General features: G+C 71.6%; 15 protein-coding genes. 6 read left to right on the top strand and 9 right to left on the bottom strand.

Translation table 11 applies throughout. The features are described 5' to 3' along the window. Positions 1 to 490 precede the first annotated feature (490 nt). Positions 491 to 877, top strand: a complete 387-nt coding sequence (locus ACFWGJ_RS12945) for an STAS domain-containing protein (protein ID WP_381833497.1) — start codon at positions 491 to 493, stop codon at positions 875 to 877. Here the strand turns inward: ACFWGJ_RS12945 and ACFWGJ_RS12940 are convergent. Together ACFWGJ_RS12940 and ACFWGJ_RS12935 are read right to left on the bottom strand one after the other, a co-directional pair. Next, the gene (locus ACFWGJ_RS12940) at positions 761 to 1,783 is read right to left on the bottom strand and encodes a sigma-70 family RNA polymerase sigma factor (RefSeq protein ID WP_366788244.1); all 1,023 of its coding nucleotides are present in this window, start codon (positions 1,781 to 1,783) and stop codon (positions 761 to 763) included. The genes ACFWGJ_RS12945 and ACFWGJ_RS12940 overlap by 117 nt on opposite strands. A 186-nt stretch (positions 1,784 to 1,969) precedes the next feature. Next, positions 1,970 to 3,280, bottom strand: a complete 1,311-nt coding sequence (locus tag ACFWGJ_RS12935) for an MFS transporter (protein WP_387323178.1) — start codon at positions 3,278 to 3,280, stop codon at positions 1,970 to 1,972. Positions 3,281 to 3,342: 62 nt separating this feature from the next. Between ACFWGJ_RS12935 and ACFWGJ_RS12930 the strand changes: the two genes are divergently transcribed. Continuing rightward, positions 3,343 to 4,296, top strand: coding sequence for a LysR family transcriptional regulator (locus ACFWGJ_RS12930; RefSeq protein WP_387323176.1), 954 nt, complete (start codon positions 3,343 to 3,345; stop codon positions 4,294 to 4,296). 344 nt (positions 4,297 to 4,640) lie between these two features. On the opposite strand, the gene ACFWGJ_RS12925 is transcribed toward ACFWGJ_RS12930, so the two are convergent. Next, on the bottom strand, positions 4,641 to 5,402 hold the full coding sequence (locus ACFWGJ_RS12925) for an alpha/beta hydrolase (RefSeq protein ID WP_387323174.1): 762 nt from the start codon (positions 5,400 to 5,402) through the stop codon (positions 4,641 to 4,643). Positions 5,403 to 5,515: 113 nt separating this feature from the next. On the opposite strand from ACFWGJ_RS12925, the gene ACFWGJ_RS12920 reads away from it, so the two are divergent. Both ACFWGJ_RS12920 and ACFWGJ_RS12915 read left to right on the top strand, forming a co-directional pair. Next, on the top strand, positions 5,516 to 6,670 hold the full coding sequence (locus ACFWGJ_RS12920) for an adenosine deaminase (protein ID WP_387323172.1): 1,155 nt from the start codon (positions 5,516 to 5,518) through the stop codon (positions 6,668 to 6,670). A gap of 125 nt (positions 6,671 to 6,795) precedes the next feature. Then, positions 6,796 to 7,146 (top strand): ATP-binding protein, encoded by a 351-nt coding sequence (locus ACFWGJ_RS12915; protein ID WP_387323170.1) that lies wholly within the window; start codon positions 6,796 to 6,798, stop codon positions 7,144 to 7,146. Positions 7,147 to 7,292: 146 nt separating this feature from the next. Here ACFWGJ_RS12915 and ACFWGJ_RS12910 read toward each other — a convergent pair whose 3' ends face one another. The 5 genes from ACFWGJ_RS12910 to afsQ1 form a co-directional block, all read right to left on the bottom strand. Then, complete coding sequence (locus tag ACFWGJ_RS12910) at positions 7,293 to 7,496, bottom strand: PspC domain-containing protein (RefSeq protein ID WP_107020361.1); 204 nt, start codon at positions 7,494 to 7,496, stop codon at positions 7,293 to 7,295. Positions 7,497 to 7,597: 101 nt separating this feature from the next. Next, a complete protein-coding gene (locus ACFWGJ_RS12905) occupies positions 7,598 to 8,164 on the bottom strand; it encodes a VanZ family protein (protein WP_387323168.1) in 567 nt (188 codons plus the stop codon). A 146-nt stretch (positions 8,165 to 8,310) separates the two neighbouring features. Beyond that, complete coding sequence (locus tag ACFWGJ_RS12900; protein ID WP_387323166.1) at positions 8,311 to 9,033, bottom strand: hypothetical protein; 723 nt, start codon at positions 9,031 to 9,033, stop codon at positions 8,311 to 8,313. Continuing rightward, entirely contained in the window at positions 9,033 to 10,637 is a 1,605-nt protein-coding gene (locus tag ACFWGJ_RS12895; RefSeq protein ID WP_387323164.1) for an ATP-binding protein, read from the bottom strand. The genes ACFWGJ_RS12900 and ACFWGJ_RS12895 overlap by 1 nt, the downstream gene beginning before the upstream one ends. Beyond that, positions 10,634 to 11,311 carry a two-component system response regulator AfsQ1 gene (gene afsQ1 / locus ACFWGJ_RS12890; RefSeq protein WP_099505496.1) on the bottom strand — a complete coding sequence of 226 codons (678 nt, stop codon included), beginning with the start codon at positions 11,309 to 11,311 and terminating at the stop codon, positions 10,634 to 10,636. The genes ACFWGJ_RS12895 and afsQ1 overlap by 4 nt, the downstream gene beginning before the upstream one ends. 322 nt (positions 11,312 to 11,633) lie before the next feature. Here afsQ1 and ACFWGJ_RS12885 point away from each other — a divergent pair, with 322 nt between their 5' ends. Beyond that, entirely contained in the window at positions 11,634 to 12,392 is a 759-nt protein-coding gene (locus tag ACFWGJ_RS12885) for a SigE family RNA polymerase sigma factor (RefSeq protein ID WP_387323162.1), read from the top strand. A gap of 364 nt (positions 12,393 to 12,756) precedes the next feature. Here ACFWGJ_RS12885 and ACFWGJ_RS12880 read toward each other — a convergent pair whose 3' ends face one another. After that, positions 12,757 to 13,443, bottom strand: a complete 687-nt coding sequence (locus ACFWGJ_RS12880) for a uridine kinase (RefSeq protein ID WP_387323160.1) — start codon at positions 13,441 to 13,443, stop codon at positions 12,757 to 12,759. 127 nt (positions 13,444 to 13,570) lie between these two features. Between ACFWGJ_RS12880 and ACFWGJ_RS12875 the strand changes: the two genes are divergently transcribed. Next, positions 13,571 to 13,975, top strand: a complete 405-nt coding sequence (locus ACFWGJ_RS12875; protein ID WP_387323158.1) for a hypothetical protein — start codon at positions 13,571 to 13,573, stop codon at positions 13,973 to 13,975. Positions 13,976 to 14,158 lie beyond the last annotated feature (183 nt).

The following is a 14,158-nucleotide window of genomic DNA, read 5'->3' as shown; positions in this document are numbered from 1 at the left end:
GTCCCCGCGCCCCTTGGGGTGGCGGGCGCGCGTCGTCGGCCGGCGGCCGGGGCCGGGGCGCAGCCCCGCCCCGGAGGGGCGCGGGGAACTGCGCGGCCCGCCCCCACCGGCCGTCAGCCAACCGCACCGCCCCACCACCGGCCCGCAGCCGACCGCATCGTCCTGCCCCCTCAGGGGCGCGGGGAACTGCGCGACAAGCCCCCACCGGCCGGCTGCCGAGGACGTACCCGCAGTCCCGCTCTTCGGGGGCGCGGGGAACTGCGCGGGTCACCCCCACCGGCCCGCAGCCGACCAGCCTCCGTGGGCCGGGCAGGGGCGCAGCCCTCGTCCTGCCCCCTCAGGGGCGCGGGGAACTGCGCGACCAGCCCCCACCGAGCCGCACCCGACAGTCAGCGCCCGCTTCTCAGGGGCGCGGGGAACGGCGCGAGCAACCCCCACCGACCCGCACCCGACGAACTGCCCAGCCGACCGCAGGTCACAACGCTCGGCGATGAGTTCCGCGCCCCGTCGCGGTCTACCGCACGTGGACGCCACGACACCCGACGTACTCGTACTGCCCGGCCCCGTCACCAAGGACGACGTGCCGAGGCTCTGCGAAGCCGTGCGCGCACGGCTGCAGAACACCACGGCCCACGTCGTCGTCTGCGACGTCGCGGACCTGGGCCCGCCGGGCCTGACGACCATCGACGCCCTGGCCAGGATGCAGCTGGCGGCCCGCCGCGCCGGAGGCCGCCTGCGACTCCGCTCCCCGGACCCCGCCCTACGCGCCCTGCTCGCCCTCGTCGCCCTGCCCTTCGAGCTGGAGCGGCAGCCCGAACAGCGGGAACCACCGCTGCGTGTCGAGGAAGCAGTGGAATCCCGTGATCCGCCCCTCTGAGATCTCCAGGACCTGCACGGCCCACGCCGTACGCCCACCCGTCTCTGGATCCGGCTTGTACTGGGCGAAGCCCGGCAGGCCGTTCACCGCGACCGGGACCAGATGGGAGTCCGCACAGGCCGCACCGAGCGTCGTCATGAAGCCCGTGATGTCCGCGGGCCCGGTCAGCCACAGGTCGAACGGCGGCATCGTCATCACGGCGTCCTCGTGCAGGAGGGCCGTCAGCGCCGCCATGTCGTACCCCTCGAAGGCAGCCACATAGCGGTCGAGCAGTTTCTGCTGCTCCTCGTCGAGCGGATCGGAGGTGACGGCCCGCGCCGCCGCGCTTCCGTCGCCGCTCTCCGAGAGCGTCGCCCGCGCCCGCTGCAGCGCGCTGTTCACGGAGGCGACCGTCGTGCCGAGCAATTCGGCCACCTCGCTCGCCTTCCAGGCCAGCACCTCACGCAGGATGAGCACGGCCCGCTGCTTGGGCGGCAGCTGCTGCAGGGCGGCCATGAAGGCGAGGCGCACCGACTCCTTGGCCACGGCGGCCTCGGCCGGGTCGGCGACCGTCGGCAGCACCCGCGCGTCCGGCATCGGCTCCAGCCAGGTGTTGTCCGCGCGCGGCGTCAGCGCGGCCTGCGCGAGGGGCGTGGAGTCCGTCAGATCCATGGGCCTGGCCCGCTTGTTGCCGGCGGTCAGCATGTCCAGGCAGACGTTCGTCGCGATCCGGTACAGCCATGACCGCATCGAGGAGCGGCCCTCGAACTTGTCGTAGCTGCGCCAGGCGCGCACCAGCGTGTCCTGGACCGCGTCCTCGGCCTCGAAGGACGAGCCGAGCATCCGGTAGCAGTACCCCGTCAGCTCGACCCGGTGCTTCTCCAGCCGGACATCGAGGTCTTCCACCGTCGCCGTACCGTCGCTCATAGCCAACCCACCCCTGTGGCCTTGTCCGCCGTGCGAGCACCGCCTCATTGCGGTACCGGCACTCCGGAAGCTACCGCAGCCCACTGACAATGGCCCCCCGAGACGGAAAAGGTGCAGGTCAGGACAGTAACTGTCCTGACCTGCACCCCCATGTGCGCCGGTTGCCCCCGGTGAGTCCCGGGTCTGTCAGTGCTGCACGGCCACCAGGCGCCGCTGCGTGCGGGCCGCGTGCGACCCGAGCACCGTGATGCCCACGACCCCGACCACCGCCAGCAGGCCGAGCGCGACCGTCCCGGCCCAGCCGCCGGAGTGGTAGGCGACCGCGCCGAGCGTGCCGCCCGCGCTGGAGCCCAGGTAGTAGGCGGACTGGTAGAGCGCCGAGGCCTGGGCGCGGCCCTCCTTCGCCGTGTGGCTGACGGAGGAGGACGCCACCGCGTGCCCGGCGAAGAACCCGGCCGTGATCAGCACCAGACCGAGCAGCACGAACGGCAGCGAGTCGGCCAGCGACACCAGCAGACCCGCGGCCGTCGTGGCGCCCGCGAGATACAGCGCGCCGCGCCGACCGAGCCGGCCCACCAGCTTCCCGGCGGTCGACGCCGAGACCGTACCGACCAGGTAGACCAGGAAGATCGAGCCGATGAGGCCCTGCGGCAGGGAGAACGGGGCGTCGGTGAGGCGGTAGCCGATCACCGTGTAGACGGCGCCGAACACCGTCATGAACAGCGCGCCGATCGCGTACAGCCTGCGCAGCAGCGGGTTCGCGAGGTGGTCGCGGACCGTGCGGACCAGCGCCGCGGGGCGCAGCGAACCCGCCTTGAAGTGCTTGGGTGCGGGAAGCAGCAGCCGGAAGGCGACCGCGCAGCTCACCGCGATCACGCCGATCGTCCCGACGGCGACCCGCCAGCCCCACTCCTGCGCGACCCAGCCGGTGATGATCCGGCCGCTCATCCCGCCGACGCTGTTGCCCGCGACGAACAGGCCGATGGCGGTGATCAGTGCCTTCGGCCGTACCTCCTCCGCCAGGTACGCCGTCGCCGAGGCGGGCAGTCCGGCCAGCGCCGCGCCCTGGACGGCCCGCAGCGCGACCAGCCAGCCGACCGAGGGGGCGAAGGGCACGAGCAGTCCGACGGTCACCGCGACCGAGAGCGACGCCGTCATCAACGTACGCCGCCCGAACCGCTCGGAGAGCGCGCTCAGCGGCAGGACGAACAGGGCCAGTGCGCCGGTCGCCGCCGACACCGTCCAGCTCGCGCTGCTCGCCGTGACCCCGAAGTCGTGCGAGATCAGGGGGAGAAGGGCCTGGGTGGAGTAGAGGAGCGCGAAGGTCGCGACCCCGGCGAGGAACAGGGCGAAGCTCATCCGGCGGTAGCCGGGCCCGCCCGGGGTCAGCCGGGTGTCGACGGGCACCACGTCGGTGGGGACGGCGGCTTGGGAGGGAGTGGCGGCGGCGGAGGGGGCGACCACGCGGGTGGGCGCCCCGGTACTGGCGGAAGGCATGTTTCGAACCTAAAGTCCTCCCCGTCATCCGTCCAATGCATGGAATCGCCATAATCGTTCCCGTGATGCATCAGCAGAGGTCAGAGGGTCGCCTGTCACCGTCCGGTGACACAGAAGACATCGTCGCCGTGCTCGCCCCGCGTCTGGCGTACTTCGCCGGCGTCGCCCGCACCGAGCACGTTACGCGGGCCGCGCAGGAGATGCAGGTCCCGCAGTCGACGCTGTCCCGGGCGATGGTCCGCCTCGAACAGGACCTGGGGGTGGACCTCTTCGCCCGCCGCGGCCGCACGGTCTCCCTCACGGCGGCCGGCCGTACGTTCCTCGGCTCCGTGGAGCGGGCGCTCGCCGAGATCGAGCGGGCCGCCGACGAGGTACGGGCCGACGCCGACCCCGCCACCGGCAAGGTCGCCTTCGGCTTCCTGCACACCATGGGCTCCGAGACGGTCCCGGCACTGATCCGGGCCTTCCGCGTCGACCACCCCCGCGTCCGCTTCAGCCTCGTCCAGAACTACGGCGAGGCGATGATCGAGCGCCTGCGTTCCGGCGAACTCGACCTCTGCCTCACGTCCCCCGTCCCGGACGCCCCCGACCTGGTCGGCCGCCGTCTGGACGAACAGAAGCTGCGCCTGGTGGTCCCCGCCGACCACCGTCTCGCCTCCCGTCGCCGGATCCGCCTCGCGGAGGCCGCCGACGAGACCTTCGTGACCCTGGAACCGGGCTACGGCCTGCGCCGCATCACCGACGACCTCTGCCGGCAGGCGGGCTTCCGCCCCCGGATCGCCTTCGAGGGGGAGGAGGCCGAGACCCTGCGCGGTCTGGTGGCCGCGGGCCTGGGAGTGGCCCTCCTGCCGCCCCCGGCCGTCCCCCGCCCGGGAGTGGTGGAACTGACGGTCACCGCCCCCCGGGCGGCGAGGGAGATCGGCGTGGCATGGCTGGACGGCCACCCGGACACACCCCCGGTGGCGGCCTTCAAGAAATTCCTGCTGTCGAGAAGGGGCAACCTTCTCCCGGAGTGAGCACGGTGCTCGGAGCCGGTTCACCGGACCGGCAGCCCGGGACCGGGAGACGATCAGAGCTTGCAGCCAGTGGTGGACCTCGACCAGGCGGCCTCGGAGACCGCCGCGCGGCGAAACGGGTGGCGGCTCGCCGGACCTGCCGCGGGTCCCGTGACCTGGCGTGACGAACCTGCTTCCTGGCCGCGGGGACTTGAGACGGCCAGGTCCCGGGTGGCGGACCCCGATGAGGGAAGCCGTAGACATCCCGTGGCACGGTCCTGACCGCGACGCGTAGTCGTCGGCCCGCCGGTCGCGGAGGGCGGCCGGCCACGACCGGCGGGGGAACTCCGGGTCTTTCAGGGGCCCTAGCGGCGGAGGGATCTGCCGAAACCCGACGCGAGCGGCATCCGCAGCCCCAGCGGTGGCGGGGCCGCCAGCGCGTCCTCCACGGGCCGCGAGAACGGGCGCCCGAACAGCGCCCCCATCACGAAGTCCTCCGCGAGAGCGTGCACTTCGTCGCGGAACGCGTGCAGCGCGTGCCGGTCCGAGTGCACCTCGAACCGGCAGATGTCCCGGTTCGCCTTCTTGGCCCGCGCCGCGAGCCGGAACGACAACTCGGGGTCGGTCCGCTGGTCGTTGGTGCCGTGCACGAGCAGCACCCGCCGCCCCGCGAGCTGTTTCACCGGTTCGGGCGGTGCCGCGACATCCTCCTCGGGCAGCCAGGGGGACAGCGCCAGCACGGAGTTGACGGCGTCGTGGCCTCCGGCGCGCAGGGCGGCCCGCCCGCCCATGTCCACGCCGGCCAGGCAGACGGGTACGTCCCCGTAGCGCCGTACGATCTCGTCCGCGCCCCATGCGGCGTCCTGCGCCAGATGCGCCTCGCTCCCGTTCCAGCCGCGGAACCGGTAGTGCACCACGTGCACCGCCAGCCCCTCCGTGTGTCCCGCGCGGGTGAGCCGGCGGCCCAACGCCCTGACGGACGCGGCCGCCAGCATCGGTGAAGGTCTGCGGGACGAGGTCTCCTCGCCGCCCGGCAGCAGCAGCACCACGCCGCTCACCGCCGTCGGCTCCGTGCCGAGCGCCCGCCCCAGCCGTGCCGTGCGAACCGGCGTCGCTTGCTGTGCCATGACAAAACAGTGTCAGAAGTCATGGTGTACGCCATCCGTCCGCACGGTCACCGTTACATATCGACGCATCCGCGCAAGGAGAGATCTACGCGCGTAGGCGTTAGAGTGCGGAAATGACGAGCCAGACCAAGAACACCCCGAGCTCGGAGCAGATCCGCCGGGCGCCGAAGGTCCTGCTGCACGATCACCTGGACGGCGGCCTGCGCCCTGGGACGATCGTCGACCTCGCCCGGGACACGGGCTACACGGGCCTCCCGGAGACGGACGCCGACAAGCTCGGCATCTGGTTCCGCGAAGCCGCCGACTCCGGTTCGCTGGAGCGGTACTTGGAGACCTTCGCGCACACCTGTGCCGTCATGCAGACCCGCGAGGCACTGGTCCGCGTCGCCGCTGAGTGCGCCGAGGACCTCGCCGAGGACGGCGTCGTCTACGCCGAGGTGCGGTACGCGCCCGAGCAGCACCTCGAAGCCGGGCTCACCCTCGAAGAGGTCGTCGAGGCCGTCAACGAGGGCTTCCGGCAGGGCGAGCGGCTGGCCCGCGAGAACGGCCACCGCATCCGCGTCGGCGCCCTGCTCACCGCCATGCGGCACGCGGCCCGCGCCCTGGAGATCGCCGAACTGGCCAACCGCTACCGGGATCTGGGCGTCGTCGGCTTCGACATCGCGGGCGCCGAGGCCGGCTTCCCGCCCACCCGCCATCTGGACGCCTTCGAGTATCTGAAGCGGGAGAACAACCACTTCACGATCCACGCGGGCGAGGCCTTCGGGCTCCCCTCCATCTGGCAGGCGCTCCAGTGGTGCGGCGCCGACCGGCTGGGCCACGGGGTGCGCATCATCGACGACATCCAGGTGCAGGACGACGGCACGGTGAAACTGGGCCGCCTCGCCTCGTACGTACGCGACAAGCGGGTGCCGCTGGAGCTGTGCCCCAGTTCCAATCTCCAGACGGGCGCCGCCGACTCGTACGCCGAGCACCCCATCGGGCTGCTGCGGCGGCTGCATTTTCGGGCGACCGTGAACACCGACAACCGTCTGATGTCCGGCACCAGCATGAGCCGGGAATTCGAGCACCTTGTCGACGCTTTCGGTTATTCGCTCGACGACATGCAGTGGTTCACAGTCAATGCGATGAAATCAGCATTCATTCCTTTCGATGAACGACTGGCCATGATCAATGACGTGATCAAGCCCGGTTATGCCGAGCTGAAATCCGAATGGCTGTTCCAGCAGACCGCCTCCACCAGCGGTTCTGCGCGCGAAGAGAGCTGACACAGAGGGTTGGGAAGCGGCCGGGTGATGACGACTCGGCCGCTTTTCGATGTTTGCGGGGCGCGCTCGCACGTGATTACCGTTTCGGACCGCTCGAATCCCCGTCACCGCATGCAAGGACGAAGATGAAGCAGTCTGCTGCCAAGACCCTCGGTGTCGCCGCTCTCGGCGCCGCCTTCGCCGCCGCCGGAGCCGGCGCCGCCAACGCCGCCCCCGCCCTCCCCGAGGTCCCGGCGCTCGGCAACGCCACCAGCACGCTGCCGGTCGACGGCCTCGCCTCGTCCCTCCCGGGCGCCGGCGAAGCGGTCACCCAGGGCCAGAACGCGCTCGGCAGTGCTGTCACCGCCGCCCAGCCCGCCGTCGCGAACCTCCTCGCCGAGGGTCCCGCCGCGCCTGTCGCCGGCCTGCTCGGCGGACTGCCCGTCCAGGGCCTGCCCACCCACGGCGCGCCGGTCAACGGCATCCCGCTGGGCTGAGCGCCACCCCAGGGCCCGGGCCTCAGCGCTGAACCGGGCCCACCCCGTCCCCGTACGCGCCGATGGGGCGCACCCCCGCTCGGGTGCGCCCCGTCGGCGTGCTCAGGTGTGTGTCACCAAGTGTGCTGGTCACCAGGCCGTGCGCGTCACCAGGCCGTGCGGGTCGCCTTGCCCTCTGCGGGGAAGAGGATCCACAGGGCTATGTAGAGCAGGAACTGCGGGCCGGGCAGCAGACAGGAGACCAGGAAGATCACGCGCATCGTGGTCGCGGAGGTGCCGAAGCGCCGAGCCAGCGCGGCGCACACTCCGCCGATCATCCGGCCGTCGGTCGGGCGGGCAAGGCGGTTCATTGCGACTCCTTCGTGAGCGTCGTCGGACGGATCCGGGGCTTCCCGTGCGGTCGCCCCCTCTGACATCCACAGTACGGATACGAAGAGTCACCGGCGTCACTCTATGGAGCGATACCGACCCTGGGAATCGTCGGGGTCAGACCCTGAGTCGACTCCTCCACCGCTTCCCTGCGGCGCAGTGCGGCGGCCCGGCGACGCAGCAGGGCGCGACGGCGCAGCGCGGCCCGGCCGGCGGGCACGAAGGCCAGATGGGCCAGCGCCACGCCCACGGTGTTGAGCAGCAGTGAGTCGACGTCGACGACCTGGCCGGGCACCCCGGTCTGCAGGAGCTCGATGCCCAGCGACAGCAGCGCGCCCGCGGCGACCGTCCGCATCAGGGACAGCAACGGGGAGACGGCGAGCCGGCCGCCCGCGAGGGGCAGCAGCACCCCGAGCGGGGCGAGCAGCAGCAGACCCTTGCCGATGGCGCGGGCCGCCTCCTCGGGGCCCATCGCCAGATCGGCCCTGATGCTGGCGAACGGCCGCAGGTTCGCGGCGCTCACCCAGGGCACGTCCAGGGGCCGCAGCGTGACCCAGGCGACAAGCGCGAGATGTGCGACGAGGAGGAGACCTCCCGTCGCACGGACGCGGTTCACGGCGGTTCCGCCGTTCGAGCCTTGACGCTGCACGACCCCAAGGACGCGACCACCGGCAGGATCGGTTCCGTGTGACGGCGGCGCTTGGCCCGCACGGGTGAGGCGTGCGCCACAGCCGGGCTCCGGCCGCACGCTTCAGGACACCACCGGAAGCCACCCCTCCGCGGTGCGGAAGGGGCTCAGGCCCCGTCGATCCGCGTCGAGGGCGGGCTCTCCGTGCCCGGCCGCGTCCGCACGGCCTCCGTGCACTCGTAGCGCCGCGAGGCGTCGCCGCCGGGGCCGCCCAGCGTCACCGTGCCGTCGTCGGAGGCGGCCTCGGAGTCGCTGAAGGTGCAGATGATCTGCGCCAGCGCGTACGGGCTCAGCTCCGCGGGCGCCGTGCTCAGCCGGAGCGCGTCTCCCGGGTCGGTGCGCCGCGGACCGGCCACGGTGAGGCCCTTCGGCACGGTCGTCGAGTAGTTCGCCTGCTTCTCCGCGTCCGACGGGGACTCGGACAGCTCGTCGAGGAGGGCCTGCGCGGCCCGTACCCGGTCCGTCTCCGCGGGACCGGCCTCGATGCGTACCGTCCGGTCGATCGGCGCGAGCTGGGACGAGCAGACGAGGAAGACCTGCACGAGGATGCCGCGCGAGGACTGCGTACCGAGGTCGGGGCCGCTCAGTGCGCACGGCACCCGGGAGGGCGCGGGCCCGAAGTCGGTCGGCACCTCCGTCGCCCGGATCCCGCACCCGGCCAGCGTCAGAGCCAGGCCCAGCAGCGGCACGGCGAGCACCGGACGGACGGCGCGGACGGCCCGGACCGCACGGGTCGCGCGCAGGGCTCGGGCCCGGGTCGCACGCGGCGCACGCGGGGCGCGTATGCCCCGTGTGTCCCGCGCGTCCGGCGTGTCCTGTCGTACGGGCATCACACGCCCCCCTCGGTGCGGTCGGCGTCGGCCCGCTGGGCGTCCTCGGCCTCCGGGTCGCCGTGGTCCCCGTGGTCCTCGGGGTCCTTCGGCTCGGAGGAGTCGAGCGGCAGACGCAGGGTGAAGACCGCGCCTCCCTTGGGCGAGTTCGCGGCGGTGATCTCGCCGCCGTGGATGTGGGCGTTCTCCAGGGCGATGGACAGGCCCAGACCGCTGCCCTCGGAGCGCGGCCGGGAGGCGCTCGCCTTGTAGAAGCGGTCGAAGACGTGCGGCAGGACGTCCTCGGGGATGCCGGGACCGTGGTCCTGCACCTCGATGACCAGGTCGGCGCCCTCCTCGCGCACGCACACACGCACCGGCGAACCGCCGTGCTTGAGGGCGTTGCCGATGAGGTTCGCCAGGATGACGTCCAGGCGGCGCGGGTCGACGTGCGCCATGATGCCGCGCCGCGCGTCCAGTTCGACGGCGTCCAGCCAGGCGCGCGCGTCGATGCACGCGGTGATCTGGTCGGCGATGTCGACGGTGTCGGAGACGAGCCGGGCGGTGCCCGCGTCGAAGCGGGTGACCTCCATCAGGTTCTCCACGAGGTTGTTCAGCCGCCGGGTCTCGCTGACGACGAGCCGCACGGCGGGCTCGATCATCGGGTCGACGCTGCCGGTCTCGGCGTCCAGCTCCTCCTCCAGCACCTCGGTCACCGCGGTGATCGCGGTCAGCGGTGTCCGCAGCTCGTGCGACATGTCCGCCACGAACCGCCGGGACGCCTCGTCACGGGCGCTCATGTCCGCGACCCGTTTCTCCAGCGACTCCGCCGTGCGGTTGAACGTCCGTGACAGATCGGCGAGTTCGTCCGTCCCCGACACCCGGAGCCGGGTGTCGAGCTTGCCCTCGCCGAGCCGCCGGGCGGCGGTCCCCAGCCGGTGCACCGGCTTCAGTACGGTCGTCGCGGCGGCCTGCGCGAGCAGCGCCGAGCCGATCAGCGCGAGCCCGGTCGCGATCCCCAGCGACCAGGCGAGCGAGTTGAGGTCCTTGGCCTCCGGCTCAAGCGACTTGAGCATGTACCCGGTCGGCCCGCCGCCGATCACCTTGGCACCGCCCACCAGATACGGCTTGTCGTCCTGCACGGTCCGCTGCCAGTACAGGTGGTACGCGTACCTGTTGTGCGAGGAGATCTTCTGTTCCTTGTTCACCGCCTTCTGGAGGGACTGCGGTACGTCCTCCAGCGTGAAGGTGTCCAGGTCGGAGTTGCCGCGCACGGCCGTGCCGTTCTCGTCCTCGGCGATCAGCAGCACGCTGAAACGCTGGCTGCTGTTCGCCATCTGCCCGGCGGCGCGCTGCAGTTCCCCCTGCGTGGGGTGCTGCCGTAGCGTGCTGGCGCGGGTCTGCATCGCCTGCTGGAAGTCGCCGAGCACCGCGTCCTGCGTACGGGTGAGCACGGCCTCGCGGTTGAGCCAGTACGCGATCCCGGACGCCGACACGGCGGCGGTCAGCGCGACGAGCCCGAACACCACGACCAGGCGCAGCCGAAGACTGGTGAAGCGCAGCCCCGCCATGACCGTCCGGCGGGCCGCCGCCCAGCCACGGAGCTTGTCCTGCGGTTTGGTCACTGAGGATTGTCCAGCCGGTAGCCGACGCCGCGCACGGTACGGATCAGGGTCGGCGAGGACGGCACGTCCTCCACCTTCGCGCGCAGCCGCTGCACACACGCGTCGACGAGCCGGGAGTCGCCGAGGTAGTCGTGCTCCCACACCAGCCGCAGCAGCTGCTGCCGGGACAGGGCCTGACCGGGCCGCCGGCTCAGTTCGAGCAGCAGCCGCAGCTCGGTGGGCGTCAGCTGCAGGTCCTCGCCGTTCTTCGTCACGGTCATCGCGGCGCGGTCGATCACCAGCGAACCGAAGGTCGCCGAGTCGTTCGCCTCGCGCTCACCGCGGCGCAGCACGGCCCGGATCCGGGCGTCGAGCACCCGCCCCTGCACGGGTTTGACCACGTAGTCGTCGGCGCCGGACTCAAGACCGACCACGACGTCGATGTCATCGCTGCGCGCGGTCAGCAGGATGATCGGCAACTGGTCCGTACGCCGGATACGGCGGCACACCTCGAATCCGTCGATGCCGGGCAGCATCACGTCGAGAACGATCAGATCGGGCCGTTGCTCGCGCAACAGCTTCAGACCGTCCTCGCCGGTGGCAGCGGTGGCCACCCGGTGTCCCTGGCGCGTCAGCGAGAGCTCCAGGGCCGTCCGGATGGCGTCGTCGTCCTCGATCAGCAACAGGGAAGGCACGGACGTCATTCTGTCCCATGACGTGGGCGGGTATCGACTGTTGGAGCGCTCCCACACATGTCCTGCGTACGAGCGGGTGGCCGAGGCGTGCCGAGTGTGCCGGATGAGTAGCCGTACGACGCTTCTCCGTGATCGGTCCGTGGATCGGTCCGTGGAAAATCGAGGACCGGCCCCTGTGACAGGTCTGTGACAGTCGGGGGACACCGTCATGAAGTGGCCCCGGCAAGCTTTTGGTCACAAGCACGGAAGCACCGAACGAAGCCGGCGACACGGTCGGCGACGAAGTACCGGAGAACCGGAACTCCACGACGGGGGGCGCGAGATGAACACGCTGCACAGCACCAGCACTGGCGCAGTTGTCACGCGGCTCCACGACGTCACGAGGAGCACCGAGAAGTCCGGTGCCGTGAGCGGGCGGGGGTGCGCTCGCGGCACCGGGCGTCAGCACACCGGGTACATGACGGTGGTTGACGCACATGCGGGGGGAAGCGGCACGGGGGCTGCCCACGGGGGAACGGGGGCGGCGTACGGGGAGGTCACGGGGGAGCGGCACTCGGTGTCGGAGGCGGAGTTCACCGCCTACGTCCAGGAGCGCCGCGCCTCCCTGTACGCGACCGCCTACCACCTGACCGGTGACCGTTTCGAGGCCGAGGACCTGCTGCAGAGCGCCCTCTTCTCGACGTACCGGGCGTGGGACCGCATCAGTGACAAGGCCGCGGTCGGGGGCTACCTCCGCCGCACGATGACCAATCTGCACATCAGCGCGTGGCGCCGCCGCAAGCTGAACGAATACCCGACCGAGGAGCTGCCGGAGACGGCCGGCGACACGGACGCGATGCGCGGCACGGAGCTGCGCGCGGTCCTGTGGCAGGCGCTCGCCCGGCTTCCCGAACTCCAGCGCACCATGCTGGTCCTGCGGTACTACGAGGGCCGCACGGACCCGGAGATCGCGGAGATCCTCGACATCAGTGTCGGCACGGTGAAGTCCAGCATCTGGCGGTCGCTCCGCCGGCTGCGCGAGGACGACGTCCTCAGCTTCGGCCGTGACGAGGAGGAGTCCTTCGGGGAGCTCGTCGCCTGAAGGCTGTGGGGGGCTGTCCGTCACTCCGGGGGGAGGCGTCGGACAGCGCAAGAAGTTCGTCACTTCGGGGGAGGTGACGGACGGCACGGGGGAAGTCCGCAACTCCGGGGGGAGGCGGCGGACGACAAGGGGCGGTCCGTCACTTCGGGGGAGGCGGCGGACGGCCCGGGGGAAACACAACGGGGTCCGGGGGGACCACGGGGGAGCACGAAGAGCAGCGGGACCGGAGGGGCCGGGGGGCCCAACCGGCCCCGCTGCTCTGTGCCGTGCAGGGGCGCGGGGAACGGCGCAGTCTTTTGCTTTTCAGGGGCGCGGGGAACGGCGCAATCCTTTGCCTTTAAGGGGCGCGGGGAACTGCGCGACCTCAGCCCCCACTCACCCGCACGTCATCCACGACCTCCGCCGCGGAGCGAGACGCCGCGGAGCGAGGCGCCGCGGAGCGAGACGCCACACCCAGCCGCTCCAGCGCCTCGTCACGATCACACGCGTACGCGCCCAGCGCGGTCTGCCGCGACACGATCGACCGCTCGTCCCGCATCAGCCGCCACCCCCGCCGAAGAAGGAACGGCACGGACTTGCGGCCCTCGCGAAGATCCCGCAGGAACCGCCGCCGGAACGTCGTCACGGCCCCCCGGCTCAGGCAGAGCGCGTCGGCCAGCAGCCCCGCCTCCCGGCACCGCTCCACTATCTCCGCCGCGAAGATGCCCTCGGCGATGAAGACCGGGGTCCCCTCGAAGTCGACGGTCTCGGCACCCGTACGCGCGCTCAGCGAGATGTCGTACACGGGAACGCTCGTACGCCCCGTCCCGCACAGCTCCGCGATCGCCGCGACCGCCGCGTCGGCGTCCCAGGACAGCGGATGGTCCCAGTCGATGTCCGAACTCCCCGCCACCTGCGGCAGCGTCGGGTCGTGGCCCTCCTTGTAGAAGTCGTCGAGCCGCAGCACCGGCAGGCCGGAGCGGGCCGCGAGAAGGGACTTGCCGGAGCCGGAGGGGCCGCACAGCAGTACGACACGGGCGGTTGCCGGGGAATTCGGGAAAGGGGAACTCACGAGACACCAGTGTGCGGCATCATCCGCTCCCGGCCGAGCCCGCGGGTCGCCTTTGGAACGTACGTCACCCCTCAACTACCCTACGTGTCGACCTGATTACTCAGCGCATCAGAAGGTGGCAGCAGCGATGGCACGACACACGGCCTACCAGAACCCGACCGCCCGGCGCGCGTTGCTGGCCCTCACCACCGCGGGGATCGCGGTCGGCGCCGGCGCGACCGCGGCGGCCGCGGACACCGACCCCGTGGTGGACGTGATCCGTACGCGCCCGACCTCGCTGGGCACCATCGACCCGCAGTCCGGACTGCAGGCCCTGACCGGGACGGTCGGTTACGTGACCGGTCCGGTCGCGGGTCTGAAGCCCAACCCGCTTGCGGGCACGGGCGTCGACCCGCTCGACAACGGGCTCGGCACGCAGATCGCCGACTTCCCGCCGATGGCGACGACCATGCTGACGGCGCCGGTCGCACAGGCCCAGTCGCTGGGCAGCGTCCCGGTGGTGGGCCAGGTGACGACACTGCTGGGCGCCTGACCCGTACGGACGCACCGGTGACGCGAGAGAGAGCCGCGCCTCCCCCGGACGGTGGGGAAGCGCGGCTCTCCCGCTCAGTGGCTTTGCGGTTTGTCTTATTGCAATTCAGGCGGTCCGGCTGTGAGTCGGGACGTCGTCTCGCGTGGCTCCGAATTGTTCGTTCCACGGAAATGGGCGGAACGC

It is taken from the genome of Streptomyces sp. NPDC060205 (genome assembly GCF_042728395.1).
In the GTDB taxonomy this organism is placed as follows: Bacteria; Actinomycetota; Actinomycetes; order Streptomycetales; family Streptomycetaceae; genus Streptomyces.
Note: the sequence above shows the minus strand (reverse complement) of the source record. Positions and strands in the feature narration are given on the sequence as shown.

Bases quoted from the DNA above. Each gene is read 5' to 3' on its own strand.
- ACFWGJ_RS12900 (WP_387323166.1), bottom strand. From the start codon at position 9,033: ATGCCCGTACGACAGGACACGCCGGACGCGCGGGACACACGGGGCATA.
- ACFWGJ_RS12885 (WP_387323162.1), top strand. From the start codon at position 11,634: ATGAACACGCTGCACAGCACCAGCACTGGCGCAGTTGTCACGCGGCTC.
- ACFWGJ_RS12915 (WP_387323170.1), top strand. From the start codon at position 6,796: ATGAAGCAGTCTGCTGCCAAGACCCTCGGTGTCGCCGCTCTCGGCGCC.
- ACFWGJ_RS12935 (WP_387323178.1), bottom strand. From the start codon at position 3,280: ATGCCTTCCGCCAGTACCGGGGCGCCCACCCGCGTGGTCGCCCCCTCC.
- ACFWGJ_RS12940 (WP_366788244.1), bottom strand. From the start codon at position 1,783: ATGAGCGACGGTACGGCGACGGTGGAAGACCTCGATGTCCGGCTGGAG.
- ACFWGJ_RS12945 (WP_381833497.1), top strand. From the start codon at position 491: ATGAGTTCCGCGCCCCGTCGCGGTCTACCGCACGTGGACGCCACGACA.
- ACFWGJ_RS12925 (WP_387323174.1), bottom strand. From the start codon at position 5,402: ATGGCACAGCAAGCGACGCCGGTTCGCACGGCACGGCTGGGGCGGGCG.
- ACFWGJ_RS12910 (WP_107020361.1), bottom strand. From the start codon at position 7,496: ATGAACCGCCTTGCCCGCCCGACCGACGGCCGGATGATCGGCGGAGTG.
- ACFWGJ_RS12875 (WP_387323158.1), top strand. From the start codon at position 13,571: ATGGCACGACACACGGCCTACCAGAACCCGACCGCCCGGCGCGCGTTG.
- ACFWGJ_RS12920 (WP_387323172.1), top strand. From the start codon at position 5,516: ATGACGAGCCAGACCAAGAACACCCCGAGCTCGGAGCAGATCCGCCGG.